The organism is Polaribacter vadi, from assembly GCF_001761365.1.
Classification (GTDB): Bacteria; Bacteroidota; Bacteroidia; order Flavobacteriales; family Flavobacteriaceae; genus Polaribacter; species Polaribacter vadi.
In genome coordinates this window covers 946,027-966,380 of the sequence record NZ_CP017477.1, presented here as the reverse complement: position 1 = coordinate 966,380, position 20,354 = coordinate 946,027, and the positions used below count along the sequence as shown (strand labels likewise).

The window sequence follows — 20,354 nt, the reverse complement described above, 5'->3', positions numbered from 1 at the left end:
GATTGCATTTTTATAAAAATTTATCAAAAATAGATTTTTATAATTTAATTATCTATCAAAAATAATAATTTTATCAATTATATATTGGTTAAAAACCAAATGCTAAATCCTATTAAAAAAACAATTCCAAAAAGACTCAATATTTTAGTAAATATTTTTGGTTGATGTTCTTCAGGCATATTTTTACCTGTTACTAAAATATAATTTAGAATTGCATAAAAAGGAGCTGTTAAAAATGATAAAATGGTGGCAATCTTTATTAAATCACCCATATTTGCCATATAATATTTAAGAATAACAAAAGTGCCAGCAAAAAGAAATATAATCCAAAACCAATAACCGAATTTAAATTTTTTATCAAACAATAATTGAGAACTTAAATTCATAGCTCTAGGTGACGCATCTAAAGTTGTAATTGTAGTACTAAACATGGTTGTAAAAGCAGCAATTGCAATAATTATATAAGAAAAATCTCCTAAATTTTTAGTGTATAAAGTAATTAATTGTGATGCAAATTCGCCTCCTTTATTAGAAAAGGTTGCTCCTGATTTATACATGACTAAAGTACCTAAAAGTACAAAGCAAATACCAAGAAGTAAAGTTCCAATATACCCTACATTAAAATCGAAAATTGCGTCTTTTGGCTTTATTTTAATAAAGGTGTTTTTGCTTTTTTCTACAGACCAAATTGAATGCCAAATGGAAACATCTAAAGGAGCAGGCATCCAACCTAAAAAAGCAATTAAAAAAGTAATTTCTACAGTTCCTGAGGGTAAAATTTGGCTGACATCAAAAGCCTCTTTTGAGCTAAATAAAGCCACAGAAACTGCTGCAATTGTGCTAATTGTTAAAATAATAATGATGTATTTCATCAAATTATCTAACAATTTGTACCTACCAATTAATAGAAACAAAATGCTAATCAACATTAAAATACTAGACCATAAAACCAAGTTGTTTGTAATGCCAAATAACTGAGAAGCCAAACCAGCAGTAACAATTGTGACTGCTGCTTGAATGGTAAACATGGTTGCAAAATTGATTATATAATAAATAACTAGTACACTTTTGCCTAATTTTTTATAACCATCTAATAAAGTTTCTCCAGTTGCAGCTGCATATCTTGGACCAAATTGAAAAAATGGATATTTAAAAATATGAACCAACAACAAAGCCCATAGTAAACCAAAACCAAATTCAGCACCAGCTTTTGTAGATTGTACCAAATGAGAAACGCCAATTGCAGCTCCTGCAAATAATAAACCTGGTCCTAAAGATTGTAAAAATGATTTTTTCATTCTTAACTCTTCTTAATAATGGCTGCCAACAATTTTTTAGCACGTAATAATTTTACTTTTACGTTATTCATAGGTTCATCAATTTGCGTAGAAATTTCTTTGTAACTCAATTCTTGAAAATAACGTAACTGTATAACTTCTTGGTATTTAGGTTTTAATTGTTTAATATCTCGCAACAATTTTGCTAAATTTTGTTCTCTAATAATTTTATCTTCTGGAGTAGGATTTTCATCAACTACTAAATAAATTTTATCTTCTTGTTCTTTGGTGGTTTCTGTAAAGATTGATGTTTTTTTCTTTCGTAAAATATCGATATAAACATTTTTAGAAATGGCAATCAACCAAGTTTTAAAAACGTAACTTTCATCAAACGTATGAATTTTATCAAAAGCTTTAGAAAAAGTTTGGATAGCAATATCTTCAGCTTCATTTTCGCTTCTTGTTCTTTTTAGTTGATAATTATAAACATCGCCCCAAAAAGTATTCAACAAAAAACGAAAAGAAGATTGATTCCCTTCTTTCGCTTTTATAATATGTGATTCAATTTTGGTATTGTCTATTTCCAATGATTGGGTTTTGAAATCAAATTAGCAATAAATATACTAATTTGAATCAACAATAAAGAAATTTCTAAGAAAGGAAGGAAAAAAATAATCTGTGGTTCTTTTAGTTTTTTTGCTGAAAGACCAATTATAATATATTGCACTAAAAAATAGCCAAGTACAATTGCTAAAATTATTTGCCAAGGATACAAGAAAAATAAAATACTTGCTAAAACATAAAAGAACAGCTTAGAAATAACAAAAAAACTTAAAAAAAACTGATTTTTAAATTTAAAATGCTCCTCTATAGAACTTAAAATTCGCTGTTCTTGAAACCAATCGTTAAAAGATTCTGGTGCATCAGTTTCTATAAAACTATTTTTAGAAATAGCATAACTTATGTTTTCTTTAGTTGCAGCATCTTTTATAAATAAATCGTCTTCTGCAAATTTTATTTTTATGTGTTTTATAAAGCCGTTAACTTTAAAAAATTCCGTTTTTTTATAGGCTAAATTATTGCCAAATGCCATAAAAGGAGAACCTTGTTTTGCAAAAGATAAACATTGAATAGCCTTTAGTAATCTATGAAAGCGAATAAAAAGATTGTTAAAAGAGTTCTCTTTTTTATATTTTTCATACCCTAAAACAATCGTTCTTTTTAAGGTGAATTTTTTGCTCATTTCAGTAATCCAATGCTCACTAACTGGATTCGAATTGATGTTTGTAAATAATAAATGATCGTATTTAGCAGCTTTTATACCTAATGTTAATGCGTATTTTTTATTGTTCCAAAAAGCTTCGTTATTCTCTACGCTTACAACTTTAATATTTTTGTGTTTTGCCGTAAATGTTTCAATAACATCTTCAGTTGTATCTACAGAAGCATTATTTATGAGCACAATTTCGAATTCAGGATAATCTTGAGCTAAATAATTGGGTAAGTTTTTTTGTAAATTAGTGGCACTGTTTTTTGCAAAAACAATTACAGAAACTGGTACCTTTTCAGTATTATTTGATTTTTTCTTTTGTTTAAAAAGAAAAGAAGAGAATATAAGGTAATATAATATTTGAATGCCTGTAAATACTACAAAGACGTAGAAAACTACAGTTATAACCATTGCTTTGAAATAATTTTATTTATGTTGTGGTTCTGAACAAGTTTCAAATTCATCTGCTGGTTTTCCACAAAAACCACAAGCTTCTCCATTTTGATTTAACATTGGGTTTTGGCTAGCACAAGTTCCTGCAAATTTACCATCTTTTTTTGCCCAAATTTTAATGCAAATTCCTGCAACTCCAACACCTAATAAAACTAAAGTTATCAAAAGTAATTTCATAATATCTGATTGTTTTGCAAAGGTACAAATTATAAATGTCAACATAAAATTGAGACTTGTAGTTTTTTTGTATATGCTTTTTTTTAGCATATGTATTTATTTTATCGCCAATAAAAAAGATGATGCAGAAGATGTTTGTAGAATTTTTAGAAAATAAAAAAATGCCTTCTAAGTTAATTTTAATTGTTAAGCTTTTCTGTTTTCGACTTTTTTACTCTATAAAATATAGTAAACTGAATAATTAAACCAATAAGTACCAAAAAGCCAATTTCTAATTTAGACATTAAATTATTGGTGTCTAAAGATTTTTGAGCAATGCTCGTTAAACTTTTACTTTCTTTAATCTGTATTTCAGATAATTTAATTAAATCCGATTTTATAATATTGATGTTGGTCAATATTTCCTCATTATTTTCAAGCATTTTAGCTTCTAAATCAGTTAGCTTATTAAAATCTACTTTTAGCTTTTCAAAAATTTGGCTTTCTTTTTTTGTAAGCTTTGTTTCAGAAAATTTTTCTATTAATAGGTTAAAATCTTTATTTAAATTATGATTAACATTTTTAGAGCTTTCACCAAGCAAAGAAAGTTGCTTATTGTATATAATAAGGTTCATTTTGTAGATTAAATCTTGTGCAATAACTCTATCTGTATGTAAACTAATTACAGTGTTCTGTACCGTTTCAAAATGCCTTTTATCTAATCTATTTGTAGCAAAAACTAATAAAAATACTATTGAAAGTGCTAAGCCTATATTTATTCTGTTGTATAATGACATACGTATAACTCTTTTTTGATTTGTAACTGTTTTACAAATAATGTTAAAGAAAAATCTTGTTATCAGATTTATAATGCTTTGATAAAACCAAAAAAATAAACATCATATTCTCAAATTTTACTGATAAAAGAAATGAATTTTCTAAAATAAAAGTTATTCTTCATTATGCAATGGAAATTTTAAAATAATTTTTAGTTTTTTAAGCAATTATATTTACCTCAATCTCTAGAGAAATACGAAACTGTTTTAAAATTGTTTCCTGTATTTTTTTTGCCAATTGATAAATTTCTTTTCCAGTAGCATTGCCATAATTTACCAAAACCAAGGCTTGTTTTTCATGAACACCATAATTGCCAAAACGTTTTCCTTTAAAACCAGCTTTTTCTATGAGCCAACCAGCAGGAATTTTAACCTCAGTCTCAGACTTCTCGACTTCGCTCGAAATGACAGGATAACTTGGAATGGTTGGATATTCATTTTGCAATTCTAAAAACAACATTTCAGAAATTACTGGGTTTTTAAAAAAACTACCACTATTACCAATTTCTTTTGGATCTGGTAATTTCGATTTTCTGATAGCAATTACTGCATCAGAAATATTTTTTAAAGAAGGGTTTTTGATGTTTTTGGATGCTAATTCAGTTTCAATAGCACCATAAGAGGTATTTAATTGATGATTCTTTTTCGTCAATTTAAAACTTACAGAAGTAATTACAAAGTTACCTTTTACTTCGTTTTTAAAAATTGAATTTCGATACCCAAAATTGCACTCAGCATTTGAAAATGAAACTAATTTTTGACTTTCAATTTCTATAGCTTCAACTTTTGTAATCGTATCTTTTACTTCAACTCCATACGCACCAATATTCTGAATTGGGCAAGTACCAACATTTCCAGGAATTAACGATAAGTTTTCAATGCCTCCATAATTATTATCGACACAAAACAATACAAATTCGTGCCAATTTTCACCAGCATTAACCGTTAAATAAACAAAATTATCATCTTCTTTATCAATAGAAATTCCATTGATATCAATATGCACAACCAATTGCTCAATGTCTTTTGTAAGTAACATATTACTTCCACCAGAAATTAGAAAAATGTCCTTTTCTTTTTTTAAAAGTTGCTGTAATTGATATACTGAATCAACAGAAACAAAATGTTTTGCTGTTACATCAATACCAAAAGTATTGTAGTTTTTTAAAGAAATGTTTTGTTGGATATTCATTTGAGATGATTGAAAGGTAAAAATACACCTTTTCATTTTTTATGGGCTTGATTTTTATTTTTTAGTGAAACTAAAGAGACTTATTAAAGTGCAAATCAATTAGAATAATAATAAGCTAATATGGCTAATCAATTTTTTATATATGGATATTGTGCGCAGTTTTTTACTTGAAATACATTTTAAATTTCTCAAAAGTTACTTGCCCAGGAATATTTACTGTCATTAGATAAAATCCATCTTCTTTTGATAAAACCTGATAAATATATTTATCTCCCTTTACACTATAATTTGACCTTGTTTCATTATTACTTTCTATAAAGACTAATTCAAATTCTGTTTAGTTAATCCAATTATAAGTCAGTTTAGAAAATGTCTTATCAGAAAATGAGTCTGTCCAGTTTCCTTTTTCCATTATTACTTTTGTTGTATCACCAGCAACTTCGAAATAATGAAATTCTCTTTGGTTTTTAAATTCCTTGAGTTGCTTTATAGAAATTTCAGGTTTTGGTTTTTCTGTTATTCTCGTAATTGTTTCTTTTGGCGGTTCTAATCTGTCTAATAAATTCCGAAATTCCACACAATTTCTTTGAAGTCTATAATAAATTTGTTGTCCAACTTTTTGAGTTTTTGATTGCTCAATTTTTCCAAGGTATGGATAAAGTTGCTTTTCATATAACGAGTTTATTTTTAGGGTATCATTCTCAATTTTCAAATTTTTTAGATAATCACACATTACATAAGAAACAGAATCAATTTCTGTCATTGTTTGTGAAAATCCTGTATTAGAAATTCCGATTAATAAAATTATCAGTATTTTTTTCATTCATTCAAATTATGCCCAATTCGTAATATAGTAACTTTTAAAAACAATATCCCGTAAAAATTACGGGATATGTTATTTTTCTTAAACAATAATTATTTATAAAATTACTCTTTATAAACCTTTAAAGCTTCTTTTAAAATCTCTACAGACTTAATCAAATCCTTTTTGTTTAAAACGTATGCCATTCTAATTTGGTTTTTTCCTTCACCTGGAGTTGAGTAAAATCCACTTGCTGGAGCAACCATGACAGTTTCGTTATTCATATTAAAATCTTCTAACAACCATTGTGCAAAAGCATCCGTATCTTTTACAGGTAATTGAGCAACACAATAAAAAGCACCTTTTGGCTTGGCAACTTTTACGCCTTCAATTTTTTCTAATTCAGCAATTAAAGTGTTTCTTCTTTCTACATATTCTGCTTTTACATCATCAAAATAACTTTGTGGCGTTTCTAAAGCAGCTTCACTTGCAATTAAAGCATAGGTTGGTGGGCTTAATCTTGCTTGCGCAAATTTAACAGCCGTTTTTATAAAATCTTTATTTTTAGAAACAATACAACCAATTCTTGCTCCACACATGCTGTAACGTTTAGAAACTGAATCTACAATAATTGCATTTTGCTCTAAACCTTCTAAAGAAAGTACAGAAGTATGCTCTAAACCATCGTAAGCGAATTCTCTATATACTTCATCAGCAATTAAAAATAAATCGTGCTTTAAAACAATTTCTTTTAATTTTTGAATTTCTTCTTTCGAATATAAATATCCTGTTGGGTTTCCTGGATTACAGATTAAAATTGCCTTTGTTTTTTTTGTGATTAACTTCTCAAAATCCTCAATTTTAGGAAGTGCAAAATTATCATCAATATTAGAAATTACAGGAACAACTGTAACTCCAGAAGCAGTAGCAAAACCATTATAATTTGCATAAAAAGGCTCAGGAATTATTATTTCATCATCTGCATCTGCAATACTTCCCATGGTAAAAAACAACGCTTCAGAACCACCTGTAGTTACAATAATATTATCTTCAGTTACATTAATATTGTTGTTTTTATAGTATTTAGAAAGTTTTACTCTATACTCTTCAGAACCTTCAGAACGTGCATAAGACAACGTTTCGATATTGTTGTTTTTAACAGCATCTAAAGCAACTTGTGGTGTTTTAATATCTGGTTGACCTATATTTAAATGGTATACTTTAACGCCTCTTTTTTTCGCATCTTCTGCATAAGGCACCAATTTTCTTATTGGCGATTCTGGCATTTGATTCCCTTTCTTAGATATTGTTGGCATACTATTGTTTTTTTAAAATTTAGATGCAAATTTCCGAAATATATTTTAAATAGGTGTTTTTATTTCGGAATCTTTAATAATCTAAAAGTTTACCAGAAATGTTTAGAAGTAAAACTTAATTTGTATCTTGATATTTATTCCCAAAATCCTTTTTTTTGTGAAAAAAAAACAGCTAATTTTTTTATTTCTTTTGCTTAGTTTTTCTCTAGAAAATAACTCTCAAGATGGGTTTTCTTTTTTAGATAAAACAACATTAAAAGAACGTGTTAGTTTTAAATTAATTAATAATTTAATTGTAATTCCTTTAGAAATAAATGGAAGAACATTATCTTTTATTTTAGATTCTGGTGTCAATAAAACCATTCTATTTAATATTTCTAAAAATGATAGTATTGGTTTAAATAATGTTGAAAAAGTAAATCTACAAGGTTTAGGAAATGGAAAATCTGTAGAAGCTTTATTGTCAAAAAATAATAAAATAAACATAAAAGGTTTAACAAGTTCCAATGAAACTTTATATGTTATTGTAGAGGATTTTTTCGATTTATCAGCAAAAATGGGCATTACTATTCATGGTATTGTTGGGTATAATTTACTGAAGAATTTTGTGGTTAAAATTAATTATAAGAATAAAAAAATAGTTTTTTATAAACCAGAAAAATATAGGTTAAAAAAATGCCGAAAATGTGAGATTTTTCCTTTATCCTTTTACAGAAGAAAACCCTACATAGATGCACAAGTTCAGTTAGATACTGTTGGAAATTCTTTAACCGATGTAAAACTTTTAGTAGATTCTGGAGGTACTGATGCTATTTGGCTTTTTGAAGATACAAAAGATATTATACAAACACCAAATCGTTTTTTTCCTGATGTTTTAGGAGAAGGTTTAAGTGGTCCCATTCATGGAAACAGGAGTAGAATTCCTAAAATAAAGCTGAAATCTTTTGAGTTAGAAAAACCGACAGTATCATTTTTAGATGCTGTTTCTACGTATAATGCTCGAAAATATAAAGAAAGAAATGGAAGTATTGGTGCCAGTATTTTAAATAGATTTGTTGTTTGGTTCGATTATTCTAACAGACAAATGATGCTTAAAAAAAATAGCTCTTTAAAAAAGGAGTTTAATTATAATATGAGTGGTTTAGATATTGTTTATTATGGAAAGCAATTAGTAAAAGAAGAAAACTCACAAAAATTAACGGGAGGTTATAACCAAAAGTTAAATACAGGAAATCAGAATAATTCAATTAGTTTTATTACCAGCTTTTCGTACAAATTTAAACCAACATATAAAATTAAAATGGTTGTACAAGGATCTCCAGCAGATAAAGCAGGTTTGTTAAAAGATGATGTTATTATCAAAATAAATGGAAGAGATTCTTATGATTTAACTCTTGGGCAAATTGTAAGTAAATTTAAAGAAAAAAAAGGTAGAAAAATTAAAATGGTAATTGAAAGAAAAGGTGTAAAAATGAAATTCCAATTTCGCTTAGAAGCTAAAATTTAAAATAAATTTTCATTGGAAAGCATACTTTTTTCTTTTTCTAAAGTAACTCCATCATACACAAAACCTTTAATTTTAATAACTGTTCTTTCTTTTTTTACGTTCGATAAAATGGTGATGGATTTAGAAAAACCCCCAATAATATTCGTATTGTAAGAAACTTTTATAGTTCCTTTTTCGTTTGGTAAAATTGGTTTTTTTGGCTTTTCTGGAATAGTACAACCACAAGAAGATTTTATATCTTTTATAATTAAGGGTTGATCTCCAATATTAGTAAATGTAAAAGTTCTAACACCATCAGCTCCTTTATCAATTTTACCATAATCAATAGTTTCTGCATCAAACTTAAATTCTTGAGCATTTGTAGTTAAACTCAAAATTCCTATAAAAAATAATGTAAGTATCGTTTTCATATTAATCAATTATAAAACCTTTAATTTTAATTTTTTTGGGTGATGTTTTTGCATTCGAAAAAATAATAATTTCTTTAGAAAAGCCACCAACAGTTGCAGTATCATAAGAAACAGTAATCGTTGCTTCTTCTCCTGGCATAATTGGTTTTTTCGGTTTTTCTGGTACAGTACAATCGCAAGAAGTTTTAATTTCTTTTATAATGATGGGTGCATCTCCAATATTTGTAAATTTAAAAATACGTTTGCCATCTGCATTTTTCTTGATTTTTCCGTAATTAATGGTTTCTTTTTCAAACTTGAATTCCTGAGCAGAAATCGCCATTGAAAATAGCAACGCTAAAACAAAAAGAAATACTTTTTTCATACTACAAATTTACGATTTTAAAATGATAAATAATAAACAGGTCAAAATCATACTTTTATTTTGTGTGTTTATCACTTTAAAATTTGCTACAAATTCACGGATTTTTGTGCAAGAATTATTAAATAATTCACCATTTTTTTTCTAATAAAACTTTCGGTTTTATTCGTGAAATTAATCTTTTATTTTTTGAGCTTCTTTATTCGTGAATTCGTGGCTTAAAATTAAAGTATAATTCTTCCCTAAAATAATCAACCTCACATTTCCTCTACAAAAAAGAGAATTGTATTTTTGCGAACTATATTCAAAAATTATTCCAAAGTATGGCAATTCCATCTAAATATGATGCAAGTAAGGTAGAAGATAAGTGGTATGCTTATTGGCTTAAAAATAACTATTTTCATTCGGAAGTAGATCACACCAAAGAATCTTATACAATTGTAATTCCACCTCCAAACGTAACAGGTGTTTTGCACATGGGCCACATGTTGAACAATACAATTCAAGATGTGTTAATTCGTAGAGCAAGATTATTGGGCAAAAACGCTTGTTGGGTTCCAGGAACAGATCACGCATCTATTGCAACAGAAGCAAAAGTTGTAGCAAAATTAAAAGAGCAAGGAATTTCTAAAAGTGATTTAACGCGTGCAGAATTTTTACAACACGCTTTTGATTGGAAAGATGAATATGGAGGAAAAATTCTTGAACAATTAAAAAAGTTAGGTGCTTCTTGCGATTGGGAAAGAACCAAATTTACCATGGATGCAGAAATGTCTGAATCTGTAATTAAAGTTTTTGTTGATTTATACAACAAAGGTTTAATTTACAGAGGTTACAGAATGGTAAATTGGGATCCTGAAGCTAAAACCACACTTTCTGATGAAGAAGTAATTCATGAAGAAAGACAAGGAAACTTGTATTATTTACAATATAAAATTGAAGATTCAGAAGATACTTTAACGATTGCTACAACACGTCCAGAAACCATTTTTGGAGATACTGCAATTTGTATCAACCCAAATGATGAACGTTTTACACATTTAAAAGGGAAGAGAGCAATTGTGCCTTTATCTGGAAGAATTATTCCAATAATTGAAGATGAATATGTGGATTTGGAGTTTGGAACTGGTTGCTTAAAAGTAACACCTGCTCATGATGAAAATGATAAAAATTTAGGTGATAAACACAATTTAGAGGTTATCGATATTTTTAATGATGATGCTACTTTGAACTCTTTCGGTTTACATTATCAAGGAAAAGATAGGTTTGTTGTAAGAAAAGAAATCGCTAAAGAATTAGAAGAAAAAGGGATTTTAGTAAAAACTGAAGTACATACCAATAAAGTTGGTACATCAGAAAGAACAAAAGCAGTTATAGAACCAAGATTATCTGATCAATGGTTTTTAAAAATGGAAGAGTTAGCAAAACCTGCTATTGATGCTGTTTTAGGAGAAAATGCTGAAGTTAATTTATATCCAAAAAAGTTCGAGAATACCTACAGACATTGGATGGAAAATGTGCGTGATTGGAATATTTCTCGTCAACTTTGGTGGGGACAACAAATTCCTGCATATTTCTATGGAGATGGAAAAGAAGATTTTGTAGTTGCAGAAAACATCGAAGATGCATTAGTTCTTGCAAAAGAGAGAACTAAAAACGATGAATTAACAACTAAAAATTTGCGTCAAGATGAGGATGCTTTAGACACTTGGTTTTCTTCTTGGTTATGGCCAATGTCGGTTTTTGATGGAATTAGAAATCCAGAAAATGAAGAAATTAAATACTATTACCCAACAAACGATTTAGTAACAGGACCAGATATTTTATTTTTCTGGGTGGCAAGAATGATTGTTGCTGGGTATGAATATAAAGATGCAAAACCTTTCGAAAATGTTTATTTAACTGGTTTGGTTAGAGATAAGCAGAGACGAAAAATGTCTAAATCTTTAGGGAATTCTCCTGATGCTTTAAAATTGATAGACGATTATGGAGCAGATGGTATTCGAGTTGGACTATTATTAAGTGCTCCAGCAGGAAACGATATTCTGTTTGATGAAGATTTATGTCAGCAAGGAAAAGGATTTGCAAACAAAATTTGGAACGCTTTTAGATTGATAAAAGGTTGGGAAGTTGATGCAAGTTTGCCTCAACCAGAAACTGCAAAAATTGGTTTAGAATGGTATGAAGCAAAATTTCAAAAAGCATTAGCAGAAATAGAAGATCATTTTTCAAAATACAGATTATCGGATGCTTTAATGGCAATTTATAAATTAATAAATGATGATTTTTCTTCTTGGTTATTAGAGATAGTAAAACCTGCATATTTACAGCCAATTGATAAAACTACGTTTGATGCTATTATTGAAGTTTTAGAAAATAATTTAAAAGTGTTGCATCCTTTTATGCCATTTTTAACGGAAGAAATTTGGCAATTTATTGCTGATAGAACTCCAGAAGAAGCTTTAATTATTGCTAAATATCCTGTAATAAAAGATTTTGATGCACAGATAATCGCAGATTTTGATTTTGCTTCGGATGTAATTTCAGGAATTAGAACGATTAGAAAAGATAAAAATATTGCGTTTAAAGATGCTATTGAATTGTTTATAATTGATGCAGAACAAAATCCAAAAGAATTTGATGCTGTTATTCAAAAACTGACAAATACAGCAACTATAACAACAGTTACAGAAAAAGTAGAAGGTGCTTCTTTTAGAGTAAAATCGAATGAATATTTTGTGCCAATCTCCATAGAAAATATCGATGTTGAAGCAGAAATAGAAAAATTATCAGGAGAATTAAAAAGAGCAGAAGGCTTTTTAGTAGGGATTCAAAAGAAATTATCTAACGAACGTTTTGTAGCAAATGCTCCAGAAAAAGTCTTGGAATTAGAACGTAAAAAAGAATCTGATACCTTGGCTAAAATTCAAACAATTATTGGAAGTTTAAATTCGCTCAAATAATTTTGAACTAACATTTTTTTTCAAGTATAAATTTTACAAAACCTTAAGAATCCAATCTTATGGTTTTTTTAACTTATAACGTTAAAGAAATCAAAAAACGAAGCACTCTAAAGAATATAGCTCCTTTTTATTAGTTTATAGAAGTAACTATAAAACATTAATTATGAAAAGACTTATGATACCAGTTGCTGTTTTAGCAATGATTACAACTTCATGTGTTTCAAAAAAGAAATATGTTGAATTAGAAGAAAGACATACAAATACAATAGGAACACTTCAAAAAACGACTTTAGAGAAAGAAGCTTTAGAAGCTAAATTTGCAAAAATTGAGGAACGTGTGGTTTCTTATAATGATAAAATAAATTCTTTAAAAAGTGATAATGTTTCTTTACAAAGAGACAATGAAATAAAGTTAGATATGGTTGGTAATGCAGCTGTAATATCTAAAAGAACAAAAGAAAAAATGCTGGAAACATTGGCAAAAGTAGATCCAGCTATTTTAGCAAACGCTAAAACGTTAAAAGATTCATTAAATATTGCAGTGTCTTACAATTTAAAAAAATCTATTGACACTTCAGATATAGAAAATTCTGATGATATTGAAATTAACATTGATCAAACTGTGGTAATGATTTCTGTTTCTGATAAATTGCTTTTTAATACTGCAAGTTATAACATAAAAAGTAGTGCTTATCCTTTATTAGAAAAATTAGCAAAAGTGATAAAATCTGAACCAAGTATGGATGTTATGATTGAAGGGCACACAGATTCTAGAACTATAAACAATGCAGTTGTGCAAGATAATTGGGATTTGAGTGTAAAAAGAGCCACTTCAATTATTAGACTTCTAGAGAACAAGTATCAAGTAGAAGGCAAAAGATTAATTGCTGCAGGTAGAGGTTCTACAATGCCTTTGGTTGAAAATAGTTCGAATAAAAATAGAGCAAAAAATAGAAGAACTCGAATTGTTATTCTACCAAATCTAGATAAATTCTTCTCTCTTTTAACGGATGAAGGTGTCATTGCAAAGGATTAAATTATAAAACTAATAACCATAAAAAAAAGCTCCAATTAAGGAGCTTTTTTTTATGATATTAAAAAATTATTTTTACGATTTTACATCTTCTTTACTATGATTTTTAAAGAATTGCATTACAATTAAAGTACTAACAATAGAAGAAGCTAATCCTTCAATTACCAAAGTAAAAGCAAGTTCAAATAAAGAAGTATCACCACCAATTAAAAAAGATTGATTCATAACTTCTAAAAACTCAGGGTTTATAAATTCGATGTAAATAACAACACCAATCGTAGAAAGTATCACAGCTAGTGCAGCTGAAGCAAATCCTGTTGCAAAGTTTTTTGCATGGTTAGTTTCTTTATTTACATAAATATTTTCTTTAATTGCTTGCCTAATTCCAATAATTACAAATAATAAGTTTACAAATCTTAAATATGGATTTTCTTCTAATCCCACTAATTTAGATAGAAAGAAAAAACCTCCAATCATTAATGAAATTAAAATGGCGTGTTTTATGATAAGTTTGTTTGTAGACATTGTTTATGATTTTTGGTTAATAATTAAACAAATTTAAGAAAATCATCTTAAAAAAATCTTAAAGAAAATTTAAAACTTCTAGAATTCATAGATTTAGCTTTTTAACACGTTTTCAATACGCTTCAATTCCTCATCAGAAAAAACAGTATTTTCAATTGCTTTTATACTATCTAAAATCTGACTTGTTTTACTTGCACCAATTAAAACAGATGTAATTCTATCATCTTTTAAAATCCAAGAAATTGCCATTTGTGCTAAATTCTGATTTCTGCTTGCTGCAATTTCATGTAAAGCCTTAATTTTAGGGAGCATTTCCTGAACCTTATCAGTATTTAAAAATGGACTATCTTTAACAGCTCTAGAATCTTTTGGCAAGCCATTGATGTATTTATTGGTTAACATTCCCTGTGCTAAAGGCGAAAAACAGATTGCACCAATGTTAGATTTTCCTAATAAATCTAACAAACCATCTTCAATCCATCTATCAAATAAACTATATCTTGGTTGATGAATTAAACACGGAGTTCCTAAATCTTTCAAGATTTTAAACGCTTTTTCAGCTCTTTCTGGTTCATAATTAGACAAACCAACATACAATGCTTTTCCTTGTCTTACCATCAAATCTAATGTGCCCATAGTTTCTTCTAAAGGCGTGTCATAATCTGGTCTATGATGATAAAAAATATCAACATAATCCAAGCCCATTCTTTTTAAACTTTGATCTAAACTGGCAACTAAAAACTTTTTAGAACCTAAATCTCCATAAGGTCCAGCCCACATACCATAACCTGCTTTCGAAGATATAATCAATTCATCTCTATAGTTTTTAAAATCTTTTTTTAAGATTTTACCAAAGTTTTTTTCTGCAGATCCTGGAGGAGGTCCATAATTGTTTGCCAAATCAAAATGCGTAATTCCATTATCGAACGCACATTTTAATAAGTCTCTTGAATTTTCAAAATCGTCTACATCTCCGAAATTGTGCCATAAACCCAGAGAAATTTCAGGTAATAATAAACCACTATTTCCTGTTCTTCTGTAGTTCATTTTCTCATAGCGATTTTCATCTGCTACATACTTGTCTTTTTTACTCATAATTTTGATATACTTTTTTGAAAACCTAATGCTGCTAATAAACCAACAATAGGTATAATTGTAAAGGTGGTAAATAAATGTTGATATTCCAAAATTGTAGGATTTTCGCCTAACATATATCCGTTAAATAACGACATAAATATGTCTGGTGTAAAACCAACCACAGAAATAATACCCACTAAAGTTCCTGTAAGTTGTAAAGGTGTTTTTGTTTCTTCGATAATGGCAAAATACAAACCTCTTAGTGAATACGTACCAAAAGCCATAAAGATAAATACTGTAAATGATAAAAATATAGGTTGATGATTTAAAAAACCAAAACCTAATAATATGGATGCAAAAATTAGCACCGAAAAACTTGGCACAATTAGTTTTGAGGGTAAAAATTTATCAGCAATATAACCAATAGAAATTGCTGCAATAGGCCTTAAATACTGAATAAAAACAGCAAAATAAGTAGCTTCTTCTAAGCTGTAATTCCAGACATCTTTGGCATAGGTTCCATAAACTCCAGTGAGTTTATAAGAACAATAAGCACAAAAAATAATTAATGAATGAAAGGTTACTTTTGGTTGTTTCATCAATAAAAAGGCTTCTTTAAAATTAAATTGAAACTCTTTGTTATTATGTTTTTGAATTTGAGCAGCTGCTTTTTCTTTCGGAATTACTTTCCAAACTAAAAACGCAATTAAAAAAACAATTAAAGTTATTGAACCAATAATATATTGCAATGTTTCTACTTTGTTTTCAAAAGTGATTTCTTCTCCTTTTTGTGGAAAAAAGAAGGTTAAAATTCCAGCACCTGATAAAGCTATTGTTGCAGCAAAAAATCCTCTTCCACCATCTAATAAACCAAAAGATAAACCTTGGTTATTTTGATTTCCCCATTGTCTGGTTGCTTTGATCAAAGAAGCCCAAAACAATAAAATTGTAGAAACTCCCCAAAAAGCATATAACATTTTTAAGGTAAATATCGATGGAATTGTAGTCAGCCAAAAGCCACCAAAAGCTGTTAATAATAATGAAATTGATAATAATTTTCGAGGTTCCCATTTGTCTGCAATAAAACCACCAAAAAAGTAGGAGACAACTGCTGTAATTCCATATAAAGCTTGGGCTTCACCAATTTGAGCATCAGAAATTAAAAAGGCCTCTCTAATAACAGTTTTAAAAACACGCATCAAAATAAATGGCAATAAAAAGATAGCTTCGCCTGCAATAATTAAGGCAAACATTGCTGTTATTTTACTTTTATTTTGCATGTACCTAATTTAATGGTATAGTTATTCAAACTCTTTTAAAAACTCAATTAATTTGCTTGGGTCTTCTTTGTTTTGCCAAAATAGAAGTAATTCTAATCTTGATTTTTCTTTATTAACATCAAAATATAAAGTAGTTTGTTTAGATATAACAAAGGAATTAAATTTAGTTTTTTGAGAAACTTTTCCCTCTAGAACTGATGTTTTTAAATTGTAAATTATTTGGTCAACTAATTTTTTGAAATTTTCAACTTCCTTTTGAGAATGATAATTATTTATTCTTTCCAGTTCTTTAAAGTAAGAATTTTCAGCTTTTTTACCCCAAACAACTTCCAATATAGGCATAAAACTAAGAGATATTATATTTTTCCTTCACTCTATTCATTACTTCTTCATGAGTCGAAAATTCCCCTTTTTTTATCTCCTCTCTACTTTCTTTTAAAAGTTCTTGAATTTGAGGTGGAATTTCATCAAAAAAATCATCTTCCTTTTTGTAACTTTCATGTAATGCATCTATCATTCTTAAAAAGCGATCATCAACACTAATGATAGCTTCTTTCCATTTATTTCTCAATTCTAATGTTCCCATAATATATAACTACAGTTGTTTATACAAATATAAGAAACTATTTCAAAGCTTCTTTTAAAATGGTAATAGGATGTTTTGCAATTCGTTTTGTACCATCATAAATTTGATGTCTACAACTTGTTCCTGCAGCAGCAATTTCGGTTTCTGCACTATAATTTCTCACTTTTGGAAATAAAGTGTCTTCACCAACTTGCATAGAAACTTTATAATGTTCCTTTTCGTACCCAAAACTTCCAGCCATTCCACAACAACCAGAACTGATTATGGTAACAGAATAATTTTTAGGAATATTCAAAACCTGAAAACTAGAATGTGTTCCAGACAATGCTTTTTGATGACAATGTCCGTGAATTTTTATATCTTTTTTTGCTGATGTAAAAAGTGAAATATCAATATTTCCTTTTTCGATTTCTTTGGCTAAAAACTCTTCAAAAGTAAAAGTATTTTTCGCGATTTTTTCTGCGGATGTTTTATCATCAGCTAAACGAATGTACTCATCTCTAAAGGTTAAAATTGCTGAAGGTTCAACTCCAATTAGCGGAGTTTCATCAGTAATTATATCTTTAAAAATAGCAACATTATTGTTGCAAATTACTTTTGCTTCTTTTAAAAACCCTTTTGAAATATGGCTTCTTCCACTTTCATCATGAGCAATATTTTTAACTTCATATCCTAATTTTTCTAATAGCAAAACAGCATCTTTTCCAATTTCTGAATCGTAATAATTTGTAAATTCATCTTTAAATAAATACACCACTTTTGTAGAGGATTTTGGTTGATGTTTTTGTAACCAACTCTCTAAAGTTTCGTTTGCCAATTTAGGAACTGAACGTTCTACAGCAACTCCTAAAACCTTTTTTGCCAAAATTGAATTGGTGAAAAAGTTCGTAATTCTTGGCAATTTGCTGCCTAACTTATTGTATTTGGCATTATTGGCAAACATTTTATTTCTAAAAGAATAGCCATTTGTTTCTTGATATTGATATAAAAATTCTGCTTTTAAAGTAGCAATATCTACATTACTTGGGCATTCAGAAGCACAAGCTTTGCAACTTAAACATAAATCAAAAACCTCTTTTAATTCTTGGTGATTAAACTTGTTAGCTTCCTCTGAATTCGTTAAAAATTCACGTAAAGTATTTGCTCTTGCTCTTGTTGTGTCTTTCTCGTTTTTTGTAGCTCTATAACTTGGGCACATGGTTCCTCCAGCTTCCACAGGTTTTCTACAATCTCCAGAACCATTACATTTTTCTGCGAGTTTTAAAATGCCTTCACTGTCAGAAAAATTTTGAATTGTCTTAATTTCTGGTTCAATTCTACCCACTTCATAACGCAAGTTTTTATCCATTGAAAAAGCATCTGTAATTTTTCCCTGATTAAAAACGTTGTTTGGGTCAAATGCTTTTTTAATTCGTCTTAAAAGTTGATAATTTTGCTCGCCAATCATCAATGGAATAAATTCTGCACGAACAATTCCATCTCCATGTTCACCAGAAAAAGAACCTTTATATTTTTTGACTAACTCAGCAGTTTCTGTGGTTATCTTTCTAAATAAAACAACATCTTCTTTCTTTTTTAAATTCAAAATCGGACGTAAATGCAATTCTCCAGCTCCTGCATGTGCATAATACACAGCATTTTGCTGATATTTTGTCATGATTTCTGTAAACTCTTCAATATAATTTGGCAAATCTTCTAAAGCAACAGCAGTATCTTCTATACAGGCAACAGCTTTCATATCGCCAACCATATTTCCTAAAGCACCTAAACCTGCTTTTCTTAAATAATGGACTTTGGCAATATCTGCTCCGTAAACTTTTGGATGATGATACCCAAAGTTATTTTGTTCTAAGTCTGCAATTAATTTATCTGCTAAAAGCTCGGCTTCTGGCAAAGTATTTGCAGAAACTTCTAACATTAAAACAGCTTCAGGATCGCCTTGCAAAAAGAACCTACTTTTTGCTAATTCTCTGTTGTTTTTTGTACAATCTAAAATGGTTTTGTCCATCAACTCACAATTATACAAATTGTGATTCATGGCAATTACAGTGGCTTTTAAACTTTCGTTAATCGATTTAAAATGCGTACAAACCATAATACTTTCAGTAGGAGGTAAGTTGTCTAATTGCAACGTAATTGCTGTTGAAAAAGCCAAAGTTCCTTCACTTCCAGATAAAAATTTAGCAACGTTTATGGTTGGTTCAGTTCCTCCAAATAAATCTGAAGTTAAAAATTCATCAACTGCATAACCTGTATTTCTTCTATGAATTGTTGGTTTTGGGAATTCGTTTTTTATTTCTTGTTGATTTTCTTTTGATGATAATTCAGTATAAATACTTTTATAAATTTTACCTTCTAAAGAATCTAATCTTGTTTTCTCCTTAAATTCATCCGAAGAAATTTCTTTAAAAATTGCTGTGCTTCCATCACTTAAAATGGCATCAATTTGCAACACTTTATCACGAGTAACTCCATATTTTATAGAAGTACTTCCAGAGGAATTATTACCAACCATTCCACCAATCATACATCTGTTTGAGGTTGATGTGTTTGGTCCGAAAAATAACCCAAAAGGTTTTAGAAATACGTTTAAAGAATCTCTAACAATTCCTGGTTGTAAAGTGATGGTTTTTGCTTGTTCATCAAAAGAAATAATATTAGTAAAATGTGTAGAAACATCTACTACAATTCCATCTCCAACACATTGCCCAGCAAGCGATGTTCCTGCAGTTCTTGGTATTAAAGTGATGTTATTTTTAGTAGCAAAATCAATTAAGATTTTAAGATCGTTTTCATCTTTTGGAAACGCAACTGCTAAAGGAATTTTTCTGTAAACTGATGCATCTGTTGCATATAAAGTTTTGTGTAAATTATCAAATAAAACATCACCAGAAAGTGCATTGTGTAAAGTTTCTAATACTGAAATAGCTATCATCAAAAAAAGTGTAAAATATCTTATTTACAAATATCTGAATAAAAAAATCAATAAACTTCTCTTCAAAAACTTCTTTGATTATTTTTATTGATTCTTTAAAAAACAATTCAAAAAAATATGGATATCAACTTTAAAAGCCTGACATTTTTACTGACTTATGTTTTTAATGTATTATTTTGAAGAAGCTTAAAAAGCTATCAGACTCCTACTAGAAGTGCTTTATAGCAATTTTTATATGTGTCATTTTTAAAAAAACAGAAATTTAGTATTCTTTTTTGATGTTTGGCTTGGTTTTAGTGGTTTATAAGGTATAATTTTTAACAGAAATAACTATAGTATAAAAATTATGCAAATAGTATTTCTAAAAACAGTAAG

The 20,354-nt window shown here is 28.6% G+C and carries 19 protein-coding genes; 3 read left to right on the top strand and 16 right to left on the bottom strand.

Annotated elements, in window-relative coordinates; translation table 11 throughout:
* Positions 1–77: 77 nt before the first annotated feature.
* The 8 genes from LPB03_RS04390 to LPB03_RS04355 form a co-directional block, all read right to left on the bottom strand.
* On the bottom strand, positions 78–1,298 hold the full coding sequence (locus LPB03_RS04390; protein ID WP_065319092.1) for an Nramp family divalent metal transporter: 1,221 nt from the start codon (positions 1,296–1,298) through the stop codon (positions 78–80).
* 2 nt (positions 1,299–1,300) lie between these two features.
* The gene (locus LPB03_RS04385) at positions 1,301–1,864 is read right to left on the bottom strand and encodes an RNA polymerase sigma factor (RefSeq protein WP_065319093.1); all 564 of its coding nucleotides are present in this window, start codon (positions 1,862–1,864) and stop codon (positions 1,301–1,303) included.
* Positions 1,855–2,958: a glycosyltransferase gene (locus LPB03_RS04380; RefSeq protein WP_065319094.1), complete on the bottom strand. Its 1,104-nt coding sequence runs from the start codon at positions 2,956–2,958 to the stop codon at positions 1,855–1,857. The genes LPB03_RS04385 and LPB03_RS04380 overlap by 10 nt, the downstream gene beginning before the upstream one ends.
* 15 nt (positions 2,959–2,973) lie before the next feature.
* A complete protein-coding gene (locus LPB03_RS04375) occupies positions 2,974–3,177 on the bottom strand; it encodes a membrane or secreted protein (RefSeq protein WP_065319095.1) in 204 nt (67 codons plus the stop codon).
* 179 nt (positions 3,178–3,356) lie between these two features.
* On the bottom strand, positions 3,357–3,953 hold the full coding sequence (locus LPB03_RS04370; protein WP_065319096.1) for a hypothetical protein: 597 nt from the start codon (positions 3,951–3,953) through the stop codon (positions 3,357–3,359).
* Positions 3,954–4,152: 199 nt separating this feature from the next.
* On the bottom strand, positions 4,153–5,184 hold the full coding sequence (gene murB / locus LPB03_RS04365; RefSeq protein ID WP_065319097.1) for a UDP-N-acetylmuramate dehydrogenase: 1,032 nt from the start codon (positions 5,182–5,184) through the stop codon (positions 4,153–4,155).
* A gap of 337 nt (positions 5,185–5,521) precedes the next feature.
* Entirely contained in the window at positions 5,522–6,007 is a 486-nt protein-coding gene (locus LPB03_RS04360) for a hypothetical protein (protein WP_065319098.1), read from the bottom strand.
* A gap of 104 nt (positions 6,008–6,111) precedes the next feature.
* Positions 6,112–7,302, bottom strand: a complete 1,191-nt coding sequence (locus tag LPB03_RS04355) for a pyridoxal phosphate-dependent aminotransferase (protein WP_065319099.1) — start codon at positions 7,300–7,302, stop codon at positions 6,112–6,114.
* Positions 7,303–7,459: 157 nt separating this feature from the next.
* Here LPB03_RS04355 and LPB03_RS04350 point away from each other — a divergent pair, with 157 nt between their 5' ends.
* On the top strand, positions 7,460–8,809 hold the full coding sequence (locus LPB03_RS04350) for a retropepsin-like aspartic protease (protein ID WP_083187129.1): 1,350 nt from the start codon (positions 7,460–7,462) through the stop codon (positions 8,807–8,809).
* Here LPB03_RS04350 and LPB03_RS04345 read toward each other — a convergent pair.
* Together LPB03_RS04345 and LPB03_RS04340 are read right to left on the bottom strand one after the other, a co-directional pair.
* Positions 8,806–9,219 (bottom strand): DUF1573 domain-containing protein, encoded by a 414-nt coding sequence (locus LPB03_RS04345; RefSeq protein ID WP_065319100.1) that lies wholly within the window; start codon positions 9,217–9,219, stop codon positions 8,806–8,808. The two genes, LPB03_RS04350 and LPB03_RS04345, sit on opposite strands and share 4 nt — an antisense overlap.
* A 1-nt stretch (position 9,220) precedes the next feature.
* The gene (locus LPB03_RS04340) at positions 9,221–9,583 is read right to left on the bottom strand and encodes a DUF1573 domain-containing protein (RefSeq protein ID WP_065319101.1); all 363 of its coding nucleotides are present in this window, start codon (positions 9,581–9,583) and stop codon (positions 9,221–9,223) included.
* A 320-nt stretch (positions 9,584–9,903) separates the two neighbouring features.
* Here LPB03_RS04340 and LPB03_RS04335 point away from each other — a divergent pair, with 320 nt between their 5' ends.
* Positions 9,904–12,543: a valine--tRNA ligase gene (locus tag LPB03_RS04335; RefSeq protein ID WP_065319102.1), complete on the top strand. Its 2,640-nt coding sequence runs from the start codon at positions 9,904–9,906 to the stop codon at positions 12,541–12,543.
* A 163-nt stretch (positions 12,544–12,706) separates the two neighbouring features.
* On the top strand, positions 12,707–13,579 hold the full coding sequence (locus tag LPB03_RS04330; protein ID WP_065319103.1) for an OmpA/MotB family protein: 873 nt from the start codon (positions 12,707–12,709) through the stop codon (positions 13,577–13,579).
* Positions 13,580–13,651: 72 nt separating this feature from the next.
* Here the strand turns inward: LPB03_RS04330 and LPB03_RS04325 are convergent, their stop codons facing one another.
* The 6 genes from LPB03_RS04325 to LPB03_RS04300 all read right to left on the bottom strand — a co-directional run bounded on the left by LPB03_RS04325 (position 13,652) and on the right by LPB03_RS04300 (position 19,979).
* Positions 13,652–14,101, bottom strand: a complete 450-nt coding sequence (locus tag LPB03_RS04325; protein WP_065319104.1) for a hypothetical protein — start codon at positions 14,099–14,101, stop codon at positions 13,652–13,654.
* A gap of 93 nt (positions 14,102–14,194) precedes the next feature.
* Positions 14,195–15,196: an aldo/keto reductase gene (locus LPB03_RS04320; RefSeq protein ID WP_065319105.1), complete on the bottom strand. Its 1,002-nt coding sequence runs from the start codon at positions 15,194–15,196 to the stop codon at positions 14,195–14,197.
* Positions 15,193–16,458 (bottom strand): MFS transporter, encoded by a 1,266-nt coding sequence (locus LPB03_RS04315; protein ID WP_065319106.1) that lies wholly within the window; start codon positions 16,456–16,458, stop codon positions 15,193–15,195. The genes LPB03_RS04320 and LPB03_RS04315 overlap by 4 nt, the downstream gene beginning before the upstream one ends.
* 21 nt (positions 16,459–16,479) lie before the next feature.
* Positions 16,480–16,800, bottom strand: a complete 321-nt coding sequence (locus tag LPB03_RS04310) for a hypothetical protein (RefSeq protein WP_231953135.1) — start codon at positions 16,798–16,800, stop codon at positions 16,480–16,482.
* Positions 16,801–16,804: 4 nt separating this feature from the next.
* Positions 16,805–17,044, bottom strand: a complete 240-nt coding sequence (locus tag LPB03_RS04305) for a hypothetical protein (protein WP_065319107.1) — start codon at positions 17,042–17,044, stop codon at positions 16,805–16,807.
* Positions 17,045–17,081: 37 nt separating this feature from the next.
* Positions 17,082–19,979 carry an FAD-binding and (Fe-S)-binding domain-containing protein gene (locus LPB03_RS04300; RefSeq protein WP_065319108.1) on the bottom strand — a complete coding sequence of 966 codons (2,898 nt, stop codon included), beginning with the start codon at positions 19,977–19,979 and terminating at the stop codon, positions 17,082–17,084.
* Positions 19,980–20,354: the final 375 nt, after the last annotated feature.